The sequence below is a fragment of the Frigoribacterium sp. VKM Ac-2836 genome (genome assembly GCF_013248995.1).
Lineage (GTDB): Bacteria > Actinomycetota > Actinomycetes > Actinomycetales > Microbacteriaceae > Frigoribacterium.
Genome location: NZ_JABRPK010000002.1, coordinates 473,963 through 489,093 on the forward strand (window position 1 = coordinate 473,963; position 15,131 = coordinate 489,093).

Consider the following 15,131-nt stretch of genomic DNA (forward strand, 5'->3'; position numbering starts at 1 on the left):
ACCCCGAATATGACGGCGGGGTGGATGGTGTCCGCCGGGTAGGGCCGTTCACTCACTCACCACATACTGTCCGACAGTGATGACCCGACGGGGTCCACGGAGGTTACTTCCTTGGCTGCTGCGAACAACGCATCCACCAACTCACCCAAGAACGGTCGCAACGCATCGCGGCTCTCGTTCGCCAAGATCACCGACACGCTGACGGTCCCCGACCTGCTGGCGCTCCAGACCGAGAGCTTCGACTGGCTCGTCGGCAACGACATCTGGAAGGACCGCCTCGCCGAGGCGACCGAACAGGGTCGCACCGACCTGGCCCTCCACTCGGGCCTGGAAGAGATCTTCGAAGAGATCTCGCCGATCGAAGACCTCGGCGAGACCATGCAGCTCTCGTTCACGGCTCCCGAGCTCGAAGAGCCCAAGTACACGATCGACGAGTGCAAAGAGCGTGGCAAGACCTACGCCGCGCCGCTCTACGTGAACGCCGAGTTCATGAACCACCTCACCGGTGAGATCAAGACCCAGACGGTCTTCATGGGCGACTTCCCGCTCATGACCGAGCGAGGCACCTTCATCATCAACGGCACCGAGCGTGTCGTCGTCTCGCAGCTCGTCCGTAGCCCGGGCGTCTACTTCGAGCGCGCCTCCGACAAGACCAGCGACAAGGACATCTACTCGGCTCGCGTCATCCCGAGCCGTGGTGCCTGGCTCGAGTTCGAGATCGACAAGCGCGACCAGGTCGGCGTCCGCATCGACCGCAAGCGCAAGCAGAGCGTGACCGTCTTCCTCAAGGCCCTCGGCCTGACGAGCGAAGAGATCATGGAGGAGTTCAAGGGCTTCGCCTCGATCGAGGCCACCCTCGAGAAGGACGCCATCCTCACCAAGGAAGAGGCGCTCAAGGACATCTACCGCAAGCTGCGCCCGGGCGAGCAGGTCGCCGCCGAGGCCGCGCGTGCGCTCCTCGACAACTTCTACTTCAACCACAAGCGCTACGACCTGGCCAAGGTGGGTCGTTACAAGATCAACCGCAAGCTCGGCATCGACGCGCCCCTGGGTGACTCGGTCCTGACCGTCGACGACATCGTCGCCACGATCAAGTACCTCGTCTCGCTGCACGCCGAAGAGAAGTCGATGAACGGCACGCGTGACGGCGAGCCCGTCCAGTTGCGCCTCGACGTCGACGACATCGACCACTTCGGCAACCGTCGCATCCGCGCGGTCGGCGAACTGATCCAGAACCAGGTCCGCACCGGTCTGTCGCGCATGGAGCGTGTCGTCCGTGAGCGCATGACCACCCAGGACATCGAGGCGATCACGCCGCAGACCCTGATCAACGTGCGCCCCGTCGTCGCCGCGATCAAGGAGTTCTTCGGCACCTCGCAGCTGTCGCAGTTCATGGACCAGAACAACCCGCTCTCGGGTCTGACGCACAAGCGTCGCCTGAGCGCGCTCGGCCCCGGCGGTCTGTCGCGTGAGCGCGCCGGCGTCGAGGTGCGCGACGTCCACCCCTCGCACTACGGCCGCATGTGCCCGATCGAGACCCCTGAAGGCCCGAACATCGGTCTGATCGGTTCGCTCGCGTCCTTCGCGCGCATCAACTCGTTCGGCTTCATCGAGACGCCGTACCGTCGCGTCGACAAGGGCAACGTCACCACGACGATCGACTACCTCACCGCCTCCGAAGAAGACGACTACGTCGTCGCCCAGGCGAACGCCCCGCTCGACGACAAGTTCGACTTCGTCGACGACAAGGTGCTCGTCCGCAAGAAGGGCGGCGAGGTCGAGCTCGTCGACAAGGCCGAGGTCGACTACATGGACGTCTCGCCGCGCCAGATGGTGTCGGTGGCCACGTCGCTGATCCCGTTCCTCGAGCACGACGACGCGAACCGCGCCCTCATGGGTGCCAACATGCAGCGTCAGGCCGTCCCGCTCGTCCGCAGCGAGAGCCCCCTCGTCGGCACCGGCATGGAGGGCTACACCGCGATCGACGCCGGTGACGTCGTCACCGCCGACGCCGCGGGTGTCGTCTCCGAGGTGTCGGCCGACGTCGTCACCGTTCAGCTCGACGACGGCGGCACGCAGGACTACTACCTGCGCAAGTTCGACCGCTCGAACCAGGGCGCCAGCTACAACCACCGTGTGATCGTCGACGCCGGCCAGCGTGTCGAGGTCGGCGAGGTCATCGCCGACGGTCCCGCGACCGAGAACGGCGAGCTCGCGCTCGGCAAGAACCTCCTCGTCGCGTTCATGCCGTGGGAGGGCTACAACTACGAGGACGCGATGATCCTGTCGCAGAACCTCGTGAAGGACGACACCCTCTCGTCGATCCACATCGAAGAGTACGAAGTCGACGCCCGCGACACGAAGCTCGGCAAGGAAGAGATCACCCGTGATCTCCCCAACGTCAGCCCCGACCTGCTGGCCGACCTCGACGAGCGCGGCATCATCCGCATCGGTGCCGAGGTGCGTCCCGGTGACATCCTCGTCGGCAAGGTCACGCCCAAGGGCGAGACCGAGCTCAGCGCCGAAGAGCGTCTGCTGCGTGCGATCTTCAACGAGAAGAGCCGCGAGGTCCGCGACACGTCCCTGAAGGTGCCCCACGGCGAGCAGGGAACGGTCATCGGCGTCAAGGTCTTCGACTCGCAAGACGGAGACGACGAGCTCGGCTCGGGCGTCAACCAGCGCGTCGTCGTGTTCATCGCCCAGAAGCGCAAGATCACCGCGGGTGACAAGCTCGCCGGTCGTCACGGCAACAAGGGCGTCATCTCGACGATCCTGCCGGTCGAGGACATGCCCTTCCTCGCCGACGGCACCCCCGTCGACATCATCCTCAACCCGCTCGGCGTGCCCGGCCGCATGAACTTCGGCCAGGTGCTCGAGATCCACCTCGGGTGGATCGCCGCGCAGGGCTGGAACGTCGAGGGCATCCAGGAGTGGGCCAAGAACCTTCCCGAAGAGGCGCTCAGCGCCGCTCCGGGCACGAAGGTCGCCACCCCGGTGTTCGACGGTGCCGCCGAGCGCGAGATCGAGGGTCTGCTCGACTCGACCCTGCCGACCCGCGACGGCGAGCGTCTGATCGGTTCCTCCGGCAAGGCGCGCCTGTTCGACGGTCGTTCGGGTGAGCCGTTCCCCAACCCGATCTCGGTCGGCTACATGTACATCCTGAAGCTGCACCACCTCGTCGACGACAAGATCCACGCGCGTTCGACGGGCCCGTACTCGATGATCACGCAGCAGCCGCTGGGTGGTAAGGCGCAGTTCGGTGGCCAGCGCTTCGGCGAGATGGAGGTCTGGGCCCTCGAGGCCTACGGCGCCGCGTACGCGCTGCAAGAGCTCCTCACCATCAAGTCGGACGACATCCTCGGCCGCGTGAAGGTGTACGAAGCCATCGTGAAGGGCGAGAACATCCAGGAGCCCGGCATCCCCGAGAGCTTCAAGGTCCTCATCAAAGAGATGCAGTCGCTCTGCCTGAACGTCGAGGTCCTCTCGGCGGACGGTCAGACGGTCAGCCTGCGCGACACGGACGACGAGGTCTTCCGTGCCGCTGAAGAGCTCGGCATCAACATCTCCTCCCGCTTCGAATCGTCGAACGTCGACGAGATCTAAGCCCCCTTCCCACAACGACACGTCGATACATCTGACAAGGGATTAAATTTTGATCGAAGCAACAACTTTCGATGAGCTGCGGATCGGCCTCGCCACTGCCGAGAACATCCGTGCCTGGTCGCACGGTGAGGTCAAGAAGCCGGAGACCATCAACTACCGCACGCTGAAGCCCGAGAAGGACGGTCTCTTCGGAGAACAGATCTTCGGACCCTCGCGTGACTGGGAGTGCGCGTGCGGCAAGTACAAGCGCGTCCGCTTCAAGGGCATCGTCTGCGAGCGCTGCGGCGTCGAGGTGACGAAGTCCTCCGTGCGTCGTGAGCGCATGGGTCACATCGAGCTCGCCGCTCCCGTCACGCACATCTGGTACTTCAAGGGTGTGCCGTCGCGTTTGGGTTACCTGCTCGACATGGCTCCGAAGGACCTCGAGAAGGTCATCTACTTCGCGGCCTACATGGTCATCTCGATCGACGAAGAGGGTCGTCACGCCGACATGCCCGGGCTCGAGAACGAGCTCCGTCTCGAGATCAAGCAGCTCGAGTCGCAGCGCGACACGCGCATCGCCGACCGCCTGAAGAAGCTCGAGGACGACCTGGCCGTCCTCGAGGAAGAAGGCGCGAAGAGCGACCAGAAGCGTCGTGCGAAGGACGGCGCCGAGAAAGAGATGTCGCAGACGCGCAAGTCGTTCGACGAGGACATCAACCGCCTCGAGCGCGTGTGGGAGGACTTCCGCAACCTCAAGGTCGGTGACCTCAAGCCCGAGGACGCCGTCTTCCACGAGCTGCAGGACCGTTTCGGCATCTACTTCGAGGCCCACATGGGCGCCGAGGCGATCAAGAAGCGCCTCGAGGGCTTCGACCTCACCACCGAGGCCGAGAACCTGCACCTGCAGATCTCCGAGGGCAAGGGTCAGAAGAAGATCCGCGCCATCAAGCGCCTGCGTGTCGTCAGCTCGTTCCTGGCCACCGGCAACTCGCCGGCCGCCATGGTCCTCGACGTCGTCCCGGTCATCCCGCCCGAGCTGCGCCCGATGGTGCAGCTCGACGGTGGCCGCTTCGCGACCAGCGACCTGAACGACCTCTACCGTCGCGTGATCAACCGCAACAACCGCCTCCGTCGCCTTCTCGACCTCGGTGCCCCCGAGATCATCGTGAACAACGAGAAGCGCATGCTGCAAGAGGCCGTCGACGCGCTGTTCGACAACGGCCGTCGTGGTCGCCCCGTCACGGGTACCGGCAACCGCGCCCTGAAGTCCCTGAGCGACATGCTCAAGGGAAAGCAGGGTCGCTTCCGCCAGAACCTGCTCGGCAAGCGCGTCGACTACTCGGGTCGATCGGTCATCATCGTCGGCCCGACGCTGAAGCTGCACCAGTGCGGTCTGCCCAAGCAGATGGCCCTCGAGCTGTTCAAGCCGTTCGTCATCAAGCGCCTGATCGACCTGAGCCACGCTCAGAACATCAAGTCGGCCAAGCGCATGGTCGAGCGTTCGCGCCCTCAGGTCTGGGACGTCCTCGAAGAGATCATCCGCGAGCGCCCTGTGTTGCTGAACCGTGCACCCACCCTGCACCGTCTCGGCATCCAGGCGTTCGAGCCCCAGCTGGTCGAGGGCAAGGCCATCCAGCTGCACCCGCTCGTCTGCGCGGCGTTCAACGCCGACTTCGACGGTGACCAGATGGCCGTGCACCTGCCGCTGTCCGTCGAGGCCCAGGCCGAGGCGCGCATCCTGATGCTCGCGTCGAACAACATCCTGAAGCCGTCCGACGGCCGTCCGGTGACCCTGCCCGCACAGGACATGATCATCGGTCTGCACTACCTGACGACGGTCACCGAGGGCGCCGAGGGCGAAGGCCGTGCCTTCTCGTCGGTCGCCGAGGCGATCCTCGCGAAGGACCAGGGGACGCTCGACCTCAACGCGATGGTCAAGATCCGCATGAACGGCGTGCACTTCGCCGAGGGCGAGGCTCCCGAGGGTTACGAGGTCGGGCAGGACATCCTCCTCGAGACGACCCTGGGCCGTGCGCTTTTCAACGAGAACCTGCCGGCGGACTACCCGTTCGTGCAGCAGGTGACCGACAAGGGCATGCTCTCGACGATCGTCAACGACCTCGCCGAGCGCTACCCGAAGGTCGCCGTCGCGGCAGCCCTCGACAACATCAAGGACGCGGGCTTCTACTGGGCCTCGCGTTCGGGTGTCACCGTGGCGCTGTCCGACGTGCTCACGCCGCCGCGCAAGCCCGAGATCGTCGCCGGCTACGAGAAGCAGGCCGCGGCGGTGCAGTCCGAGTTCGACAAGGGCCTCATCTCCGACGCCGAGCGTCGTGCCGACCTGATCAAGATCTGGACGGAGGCCACGAACGAGGTCGCCGCCGAGATGCGGGCCAACTTCCCGGTCGACAACACCATCAACCGCATGGTGACGTCGGGTGCTCGTGGTAACTGGCTGCAGGTGCGCAACATCGCCGGCATGCGAGGCCTGGTGAACAACCCGAAGGGTGACATCATCCCCCGCCCGATCATCTCGTCTTACCGCGAGGGTCTGTCGGTGGCCGAGTACTTCATCGCGACGCACGGTGCCCGCAAGGGTCTGGCCGACACGGCCCTCCGTACGGCCGACTCGGGGTACCTGACGCGTCGTCTCGTCGACGTGTCGCAGGACGTCATCATCCGTGAGGACGACTGCGGCACCTCGCGTGGCCTCGAGATGCCGATCGCCGCACCCGATGCCAACGGCGTCATGGTGCGCGACGCGACCGTCGAGAACACCGTCTTCGCACGGTCGCTCGCCGCGGCCGCGGTGGACGCCCAGGGCACGGTGCTGGCCGAGGCCGGCGCCGACGTCGGGGACGTGCTGATCGACGAGCTCGTGGCGGCCGGTGTCGAGACCATCAAGGTCCGCTCCGTCCTCACCTGCGAGGCCGCCGTCGGTGTCTGCGCCCAGTGCTACGGCCGTTCGTTGGCCACCGGCAACCTGGTCGACATCGGTGAGGCCGTCGGCATCATCGCGGCCCAGTCGATCGGTGAGCCCGGCACGCAGCTGACCATGCGTACCTTCCACACCGGTGGTTCGGCCTCGGCCGACGACATCACGCAGGGTCTGCCCCGCGTGACCGAACTGTTCGAGGCGCGTACCCCCAAGGGTGCGTCCCCGATCGCCGACTCGGCCGGTCGCATCACGATCGAGGACACCGACAAGGCTCGCCGCGTCATCCTGCAACCCGACAATGGCGACGAAGAAGTGATCTACCCGGTGCTCAAGCGTTCGACCCTCCTCGTCGAGGACGGTCAGCACGTCGAGCTCGGTGAGCAGATCATCGCCGGTGCGGTCGACCCGAAGGAGGTCCTGCGAGTCAAGGGCGTCCGTGCGGTTCAGCAGCACCTCGTGGGCGGCGTCCAGGACGTCTACCGCTCGCAGGGTGTGCCGATCCACGACAAGCACATCGAGGTCATCGTCCGTCAGATGCTCCGCAAGGTCACCGTCGTCGACCACGCCGACACCGACCTCCTCCCCGGAGAGCTCGTCGACCGGTCGAAGTACAACGAGATCAACCGTGCGGCACTGACCGAGGGCAAGCGGACCGCGTCCGCTCGTCAAGAGGTCATGGGCATCACGAAGGCCTCGCTGGCGACCGAGTCGTGGCTGTCGGCCGCGTCCTTCCAGGAGACCACCCGCGTCCTGACGCAGGCGGCCATGGAAGGCAAGAGCGACCCGCTGGTCGGTCTGAAGGAGAACGTCATCATCGGAAAGCTCATCCCCGCGGGCACCGGCCTGTCGCGCTACCGCGACGTGTCGGTCGAGGCGACGGAAGAAGCGAAGGCCGAGCGGTACCCCAACCGCGTCTTCACCGACGATGCGTCGTTCAACGAAGCCGACCTGAGCTTCGTGGACTTCGACTCGTTCTCGTCGGACGACTTCACGCCCGGCACCTACAACTGAGCGCCTGAGGCAGGCGCGGTGAGGGGCTGACCCGCACCGCGCCTCCTGAAGGTCTCACCTCGAAGGGCCCCGGCTCGCACCTCGTGCGGACCGGGGCCCTCCGTCGTCCCCCCGCCCGCCCCGTCTGTGCAAATCGCGACACGTCGGGGTCCGCGTGGGTGTTCGGTGACGAGATGGGCGGCGTGTCGAGGACGGGCTGTCGGGAATGGCACGTCTGGCGGTGGAGGCCAGGTCGGGTTCGGCTCGTCGAGGTGCGGGTGCGGGTGCGGGTGCGGGTGCGGGTGCGGGTGCGGGTGCGGGGTGCGCGTGCGGCCCGTGGGACGCAGGGTGCGGGGATCGGCGAAAGGAACGGAGGCGCGGGGCGCGGGACGCAGGACGCAGGACGGACGCGGGACGCGCTGCCGGTCGTCCGTCCGGCCGTCCGCGCCGGTCATCCTGCTGATGCGAGGGGGTCGTCCCCCGACGGGCTGAGGCGACGGCGGCAGCCGACCCGGCAGGATGGACGGATGCCTGACGACCAGCCCGCCGAGACCGAGCCCACCGCCGAGCCCACCGCCACGACCTCCGTCGCCGAAGCCGTCACGGTCGGTGCACCGGCCACCTGGTCTCCCGTCGTCGCTCCCGGCGAGGCTGCCGAGGACGTCAGCATCGGCAGCGCCGACCGACCCGTGAGCGAGCGGGTGACGGCGTCCGACGTGCTGACGTCGCCCGAGCCTGTCGCCGGCGTCTCCTGGCGGCCGCTCACGCTCGACGACCTCGTGCCGCTGCACGCCCTCTGCGTGCGCGTCGGTGCCGTGGACCACCCCGATCGGGGTCGATCGCTCGAGGCTGTGCGCGACGACCTCACCGCTCCCGGCATCGACCTCGTGCGCGACAGCACCGTCGCCGTCGATCACGAGGGGCGATTCGTCGCCTGGGGGCTCAGCCACCTCGGACCGACCCGGGTCAGCATGGTCTGGGTGGACGTGAACGGCGGGGTCGACCCGGCCCGGCGGGGGGAGGGCATCGGCCGTCGACTCCTCGCGTGGCAGTGCGCCCGCGGAGAGCAGCAGCTCGCCACCTGCGACGAGCGGCTGCCCGCCGGCCTCGGCACCGACGTCGAGGAGGACGCCGCCGCCTCGCGCGCGCTCTTCCGCCGGGCGGTTTTCGACGAGGCGCGCTGGTGGTCGGAGCTGCGTCGTGAACTCGCGGAACCGATCCATGACGTCCCACTCGACCGGGCCGTCCGATTGGTCACGATGACGGACGAGTGGGTCGAGCCGGCCCGTCACGCGCGGAACGACGCCTTCCGTGACCACTGGGGCAGCCAGCCGACGAGCGAGGACCGCTGGGGGCGGATGACCGGTGCCGGAACCTTCCGGCGCGACCTCTCGATGCTGGCCGTGGCTCGGCCGCTGGACGACCCGGCCGCCGCCGAGCAGGTCGTCGCGTTCGTGCTCAGCGACGTCGATCCCGCGGACTGGGCCGCTCTCGGTCGGCGCTCCGTCTACGTCGAGTACGTCGGCGTGCGGCGGTCCTGGCGCGGGCGGCACCTCGCCCAGTCGCTGCTCGCGTCGACCCTGAGGGCGCACGCGGCCGAGGGGCTCGAGGTCGCCGTGCTCGACGTGGACTCGGCGAGCCCGACCGGCGCCCTCGGCCTGTACGAGCAGGCGGGGTTCGTCGCGGCGAGGCGGTCCACGACGGTCATGCGCACTTACTGAGGCCGAGCGGCGGTCGCGCCGCGACGGCCGGGCGTCGCACCCCTTCGAGGGGCACCCGCTCTGGGACGTGCCGCCGACGGCAGGGGGCCTTAGCGTGAGGCAAGCTCGGTCCCGACCCCGAGCGTCGACCGGCCTCGTCGTCCTACCCCCGAGGCCCTGTACTTCCGAGGAGGTACGCGTGGCTTCCATGACCGAGATCCTGATCTTGCACGGGCTGTTGCCGATCGAGCAGCTCGACGTGATCCCGCGCGGCCCCGCCGAGGAGGAGGCGTCGATCCGCGACCTGCTGTCGCGAGGGATCGTCACCGAGATGCAGGTGGCCCGGGCGCGGGCGACCGCCGCGGACCTCGACTTCGTCGAGCTGATCGACTATCCGGTCGACCGGTCGGCCGTGACGATGGTGCCCGCGGCCGTGTGCCGTCGACACAAGGTGCTGCCCATCGGGGTGCGCGACGGTGCGCTGATCCTCGCCATGGAGGACCCGGGCGACGTCTTCGCCATCGACGACGTCCGTGCCGGCCTGCGGATGGGTGTCGATCCCGTCGTCGCCGAGAAGAACGACCTGCGTGCCGCGATCGACCGCTACCTGCGTGCCGACGACGAGCTCAACGACCTGACGTCGACACTCGAAGAGGAGAAGGCGCACGAGACCGCGGCCGACATCACCGACGGTCCCGACGACGACGTACCGATCGTCCGGTTCGTCAACCTGCTCGTCAGCCAGGCCATCACCGACCACGCCTCCGACATCCACATCGAGCCGTCCGAGACCGACGTCCGCATCCGCTACCGCATCGACGGCGTGCTGCACGAGATGCAGCCGGCCCCGAAGGCGATCCAGAACGGCGTGATCTCGCGCCTCAAGATCATGAGCGAGATCGACATCGCCGAGCGCCGCAAGCCGCAGGACGGCCGCATGTCGGTCCGCCACGGCGGCCGTCAGATCGACCTGCGCGTGGCGACCTTGCCGACCGTGTGGGGCGAGAAGGTCGTCATGCGGATCCTCGACAATTCGAACACCTCGATGAGCCTGCGCGACCTCAACCTGCTCGAGCGCAACTTCGACGTCTACGCCGAGTCGTACTCGAAGCCCTACGGCATGATCCTCGTCACCGGTCCGACGGGTTCGGGCAAGTCGACGACTCTGTACACGACGCTCAACGCCGTCGCCCGCCCCGAGATCAACGTCATCACGGTCGAGGACCCGGTCGAGTACCGCATGAAGGGCATCAACCAGGTGCAGGTCAACCCCAAGGCGGGTCTGACCTTCGCGAGTGCCCTGCGCAGCATCCTGCGGTCCGACCCCGACGTCGTCCTGCTCGGCGAGATCCGCGACCACGAGACGGCGCAGATCGCGATCGAGGCGTCGCTCACCGGCCACCTCGTGCTGAGCACCCTGCACACGAACGATGCCCCGAGCGCGATCACCCGGCTCACCGAGATGGGCATCGAACCGTTCCTCGTCGGGTCGGCCATCGACTGCGTCGTCGCCCAGCGACTCGCGCGCCGGCTCTGCGACCGGTGCAAGACACCGACGGCGTACTCGCCGCTGCAGCTGGCGCACCTGAAGTTCCGGGTCGAGCCCGACGAGAACCCCACGGTGTACCAGCCGGTGGGCTGCCAGCAGTGCTCGAACACGGGCTACCGCGGCCGAATCGCGCTGCACGAGGTGATGAGTGTCTCCGAGGACATCGAGCGGCTCGCCGTCGCCCGGGCGTCCAGCGCCGAAATCGGTCGGGTCGCACGCGAGCAGGGCATGTTGAGCCTGCGCCAGGACGGGTGGGCGAAGGCCAAGCTCGGGCTCACCAGCGTCGAAGAGATCTTGCGGGTCGTCGCGTGACGCCCGCCTCCGGCCGCGGCCGGACCGACCACGAGGAGGCCCTCGCATGAGCGCTTCGATCTACGACATCCCCGACGACGCGGCCGCCGAGGCCGCCGCGGCCGCCGCCCTCGCGGGCTGGACGCCGGGCCGACCGGGCGACGAGGTCCGGGCGGCGGCGACCGCCGTGGAGACGACACCGGCAGGGGGGCCGGGCCGCGCCTCCACCGGTTCGCCCTTCCCGCCTGCCCCCTCGTCGTCCGACGGTACCGCCGCGGCGCCCGTCTACAGCCTCGACGGTGGCCAGGACCCCGTCATGGGGTGGACGCCCACGCGCGCACCCTCGAGTCGGCGAGCCGCCCGGCTGGCCGAGGCCCTGGTCGACAAGGCCGCCCTCGCCGACCAGGAGGCCCTGCTCGTCCCCGACACCGGCCCCTCGCCCGTCCTGTCCCGGTCCGTGGTGGCCCCGTCCTCGCCGGCCGAGCCGTCCTCGGACGCCACCACCCCGGCACCGCTCAGCCCGCCGCCCGCCGGCCACGTGCTGCCCTCGCCGTCGCGACCCGGCTGGGTCGACCCTCGCTTCGACGAGCCGATCCGTGCCTCCCGGGCTCGGGCGACCCCCACGCAGGAGGCGCGGGCCGGCTCCGCGGCGGACCTCGCCGCCACCGCGCCCACGGTCGCGATCCCGGCGACGGTCGGCACCACGGCGACGAGTCCGTCGCCCTCTCCGTTCGCGGCCGAGGGCGTGGTCTTCCCGACGGACCCGGGTCCTGCGGCGAGCCCGACCCCTGCGGCCCCCTGGGACGTTCCGGCGCCGCAGCACGTGGCCGCCGACGCGCCGACCGCCGTCCTCACGACGCCCGAGGCCGCGGCCGACTTCCACGGCATCGAGCTGCACCGCCACCCGCGTGACCATGCGCACGCCGGTCTCGTCTCGGCGCTGATCCAGGTCGTGCTGCAGAACGCGTCCGACCTGCACGTGACGACCGACGCGATGCCGACCATCCGTGTCGACGGCGACCTGCGGCCGGCCCTCGCCGGCGGCACCGTCTGGGACGCGGCGATCGTCCGCACGGCACTGGAGAGCCTGCTCACACCCGAGCAGCAGCAGCGCTTCGACGACGAGCTCGAGCTCGACTTCGCGTACTCGCTCTCGGACGAGTCGCGCTTCCGCGTGAACTTCTACCAGCAGCGGGGCTCGCTGGGGGCGGCGTTCCGGTTGATCCCGACCGAGATCAAGCAGCTCGGCGACCTGGGCGTGCCCGAGTCGGTGTCGACCTTCGCCAAGCTGCCGCGCGGTCTCGTGCTCGTCACGGGCCCCACGGGGTCGGGCAAGTCGACCACCCTCGCGGCCCTGATCGACCTGGTGAACCGCACGCGGGCCGACCACATCGTGACGGTCGAGGACCCGATCGAGTTCATGCACCAGCACAAGAAGTCGCTCGTGAACCAGCGCGAGGTCGGGCACGACACGCACAGCTTCGCGGCGGCCCTGAAGCACGTGCTGCGGCAGGACCCCGACGTCATCCTGATCGGCGAGCTGCGCGACCTCGAGACCATCTCGGTGGCGCTGACCGCCGCCGAGACCGGCCACCTGGTGTTCGCGACCCTGCACACGCAGAGCGCGGCGCAGACCATCGACCGCGTCATCGACGTGTTCCCGCCGTACCAGCAGGACCAGGTGCGCACGCAGCTCGCGTCGACGCTGCAGGGTGTCGTCTGTCAGACCCTTTTGCCCAAGGCCAGCGGCCGAGGACGCGTCGTGGCGACCGAGATCATGATGATGACCCCCGCCATCGGCAACCTCGTGCGCGAGGGCAAGACCTACCAGATCGCCTCGTCGATGCAGGCGGGCCGTGACCTCGGCATGCACACGATGGACCAGAAGCTCGCCGACCTGGTGAACACCGGCGTCGTGACGCACAAGGCCGCGATGGAGAAGGTCCACGACCGTGAAGGGTTCGACCGTCTCGTGACGCGCGTGATCAACAAGTCCGAGAGTCAGGGCCTCGACAGCGGCATCGACTTCGGCGACTCGTTCTCGGGCGGGGCCGCCTGATGGCCGGGGCAGTCGCCTACGCCTACAAGGGGCGCGACGGGGCCGGCAAGGTCGTCAAGGGCAAGGTCGACGCGTCCAGCGAGGGCGCGGTCATCACGCGCCTTCGCACCATGGGTGTGCAACCGATCTCGATCAGCGAGGCGGGCGCCGGCACGGGTCTGCAGCGTGAGGTGTCGATCCCCGGGCTCGGCGACCGCGCGGTCAAGATGAAGGACATCGCGGTCATGTCGCGCCAGATGGCGACCATGATCGGCTCGGGGTTGTCGCTGTTGCGCACCCTCACGATCCTCGCCGACCAGGTCGACAACAAGCGGCTGGCGAAGATCATGGCCGAGGTGCGCGACGACGTCGAGACCGGCGTCTCGTTCTCGGACGCGGTCGGCAAGCACGACAAGGACTTCCCGCCGTTGATGATCAACATGATCAAGGCGGGCGAGACCGGCGGATTCCTCGACAAGGCACTCGAGTCGACGGCCGAGAACTTCGAGAAGGAGGTCGCGCTGCGGTCGACGATCAAGTCGGCCATGACCTACCCGGTCGTCGTGCTCGTCATGTCGCTCGTCGCGGTCGTCGTGATGCTGCTGTTCATCGTGCCGATTTTCCAGGACATGTTCACGAACCTCGGCGGGCAGCTGCCCTTGCCGACGATGATGCTCGTCTACGCGTCGCGCGCGATGCCGTACGTCGTGCCGATCGCCGTGGTCGTGGGCATCGCGTTCTCGATCTGGTGGCGGACGAACAAGAACTCGGTGAAGGTGCGGTCGTTCCTCGACCCGCTCAAGCTGAGGCTGCCCGTCTTCGGTGCACTGTTCCGCAAGATCGCGATCGCCCGGTTCAGCCGCAACTTCTCGAACATGATCGGGGCCGGCGTGCCGATCCTCACGGCGCTGCGCATCGTGGGCGAGGTGTCGGGCAACTACGTGCTCGAGGAGGCGCTGGTCAAGGTGGCCGAGTCGGTGCGGCAGGGCGAGTCCATCGCCGGACCGCTGACCGAGTCGGGGGTCTTCCCGTCGATGGTCACGCAGATGATCTCGGTGGGTGAGGACAGCGGTTCGCTGCAGACGATGCTCGAGAAGGTCGCGGACTTCTACGACCAAGAGGTCAAGTCGACGACGGAGTCGCTCACGGCCCTGATCGAGCCCCTGCTGATCGCCTTCCTGGGCGTCGTGGTCGGCGGCATGATCGTGGCGCTCTACCTGCCCATCTTCCAGATCACGTCGCTGATCAAGTAACGCACCAGGTACCCCCGCAGGAGGCGCGGGCCGGCTCACGAGGCCGGCTCGCGCCTCCTTCTCGTGCCCGGCGTCGGGCGACGAGTCGGTCTACCCCACAAACGGGTGCTGACCTGCGATTTTCGGCCTTTCGGGGGATACCCGAACTGGGGCCGTGGCGCAGGCCAAAACCCCCCTTCCAAGGGATTCTGGGGCACTTTCCCAGGTGGCACCATCGATCCCGGCGGGAGCTCAGTGACCGCCTCACCCGATCACCGGGCACCACTCCCGCACCCGACCGAACAGGACCAGCGACATGTACTTCACCCTCATGGGCAAGCTCAGCGCCCGCCGCCAGAACCTCGCCGAAGACAAGGACAAGGGCTTCACCCTGATCGAGCTCCTCGTCGTCGTCATCATCATCGGCATCCTCGCCGCGATCGCCATCCCGGTGTACCTGGGTGTGCAGAACAACGCGAAGGACTCGTCGGTCAAGAACGACGTGAGCAACTTCAAGACGGCGGTCATCAGCCTGCAGACCAATTCGTCCTCGACAGCCCTTCCGGCCAAGACGACCATCTCGACCGCGGCGACCCTGCCCGCCGACTACGCCTCGGCTGGTGCCACGTTCGGCGGCAGCACGACGAGCATCGCCTACGGCCCTTCTGACGCCGACGGCTTCTGCATCATCGGCACGTCCTCCGCCGGTGACAAGAAGAAGTTCTACGCCACCCAGACCGCTGGCGTGAGCGAAACGGCCTGCACCATCAAGTAACCCCTCGGAGGCAGGTGGGTGACGACCACCTGC

7 protein-coding genes are annotated in these 15,131 nt (G+C 67.9%); all 7 read left to right on the forward strand.

Annotated elements, in window-relative coordinates; genetic code table 11:
* Nucleotides 1-111: 111 nt before the first annotated feature.
* The 7 genes from rpoB (at nucleotide 112) to HRF36_RS16300 (ending at nucleotide 15,098) form a co-directional block, all read left to right on the forward strand.
* The gene (gene rpoB, locus HRF36_RS08610; protein ID WP_123519568.1) at nucleotides 112-3,603 is read left to right on the forward strand and encodes a DNA-directed RNA polymerase subunit beta; all 3,492 of its coding nucleotides are present in this window, start codon (nucleotides 112-114) and stop codon (nucleotides 3,601-3,603) included.
* A gap of 49 nt (nucleotides 3,604-3,652) precedes the next feature.
* On the forward strand, nucleotides 3,653-7,534 hold the full coding sequence (locus HRF36_RS08615; RefSeq protein WP_173208938.1) for a DNA-directed RNA polymerase subunit beta': 3,882 nt from the start codon (nucleotides 3,653-3,655) through the stop codon (nucleotides 7,532-7,534).
* 506 nt (nucleotides 7,535-8,040) lie between these two features.
* On the forward strand, nucleotides 8,041-9,234 hold the full coding sequence (locus tag HRF36_RS08620) for a GNAT family N-acetyltransferase (RefSeq protein ID WP_173208940.1): 1,194 nt from the start codon (nucleotides 8,041-8,043) through the stop codon (nucleotides 9,232-9,234).
* 178 nt (nucleotides 9,235-9,412) lie between these two features.
* Nucleotides 9,413-11,074 (forward strand): ATPase, T2SS/T4P/T4SS family, encoded by a 1,662-nt coding sequence (locus tag HRF36_RS08625; protein WP_173208942.1) that lies wholly within the window; start codon nucleotides 9,413-9,415, stop codon nucleotides 11,072-11,074.
* A 46-nt stretch (nucleotides 11,075-11,120) separates the two neighbouring features.
* Nucleotides 11,121-13,112, forward strand: coding sequence for a type IV pilus twitching motility protein PilT (locus HRF36_RS16145; RefSeq protein ID WP_305792164.1), 1,992 nt, complete (start codon nucleotides 11,121-11,123; stop codon nucleotides 13,110-13,112).
* A complete protein-coding gene (locus HRF36_RS08635) occupies nucleotides 13,112-14,344 on the forward strand; it encodes a type II secretion system F family protein (protein ID WP_173208944.1) in 1,233 nt (410 codons plus the stop codon). The genes HRF36_RS16145 and HRF36_RS08635 overlap by 1 nt, the downstream gene beginning before the upstream one ends.
* A 295-nt stretch (nucleotides 14,345-14,639) precedes the next feature.
* On the forward strand, nucleotides 14,640-15,098 hold the full coding sequence (locus tag HRF36_RS16300) for a type II secretion system protein (protein ID WP_371740091.1): 459 nt from the start codon (nucleotides 14,640-14,642) through the stop codon (nucleotides 15,096-15,098).
* Nucleotides 15,099-15,131: the final 33 nt, after the last annotated feature.

Excerpts from the sequence above, each read along its gene's own strand:
- HRF36_RS08620 (WP_173208940.1), top strand. The coding sequence starts at position 8,041 with ATGCCTGACGACCAGCCCGCCGAGACCGAGCCCACCGCCGAGCCCACC.
- HRF36_RS16145 (WP_305792164.1), top strand. The coding sequence starts at position 11,121 with ATGAGCGCTTCGATCTACGACATCCCCGACGACGCGGCCGCCGAGGCC.
- HRF36_RS08635 (WP_173208944.1), top strand. The coding sequence starts at position 13,112 with ATGGCCGGGGCAGTCGCCTACGCCTACAAGGGGCGCGACGGGGCCGGC.
- HRF36_RS16300 (WP_371740091.1), top strand. The coding sequence starts at position 14,640 with ATGTACTTCACCCTCATGGGCAAGCTCAGCGCCCGCCGCCAGAACCTC.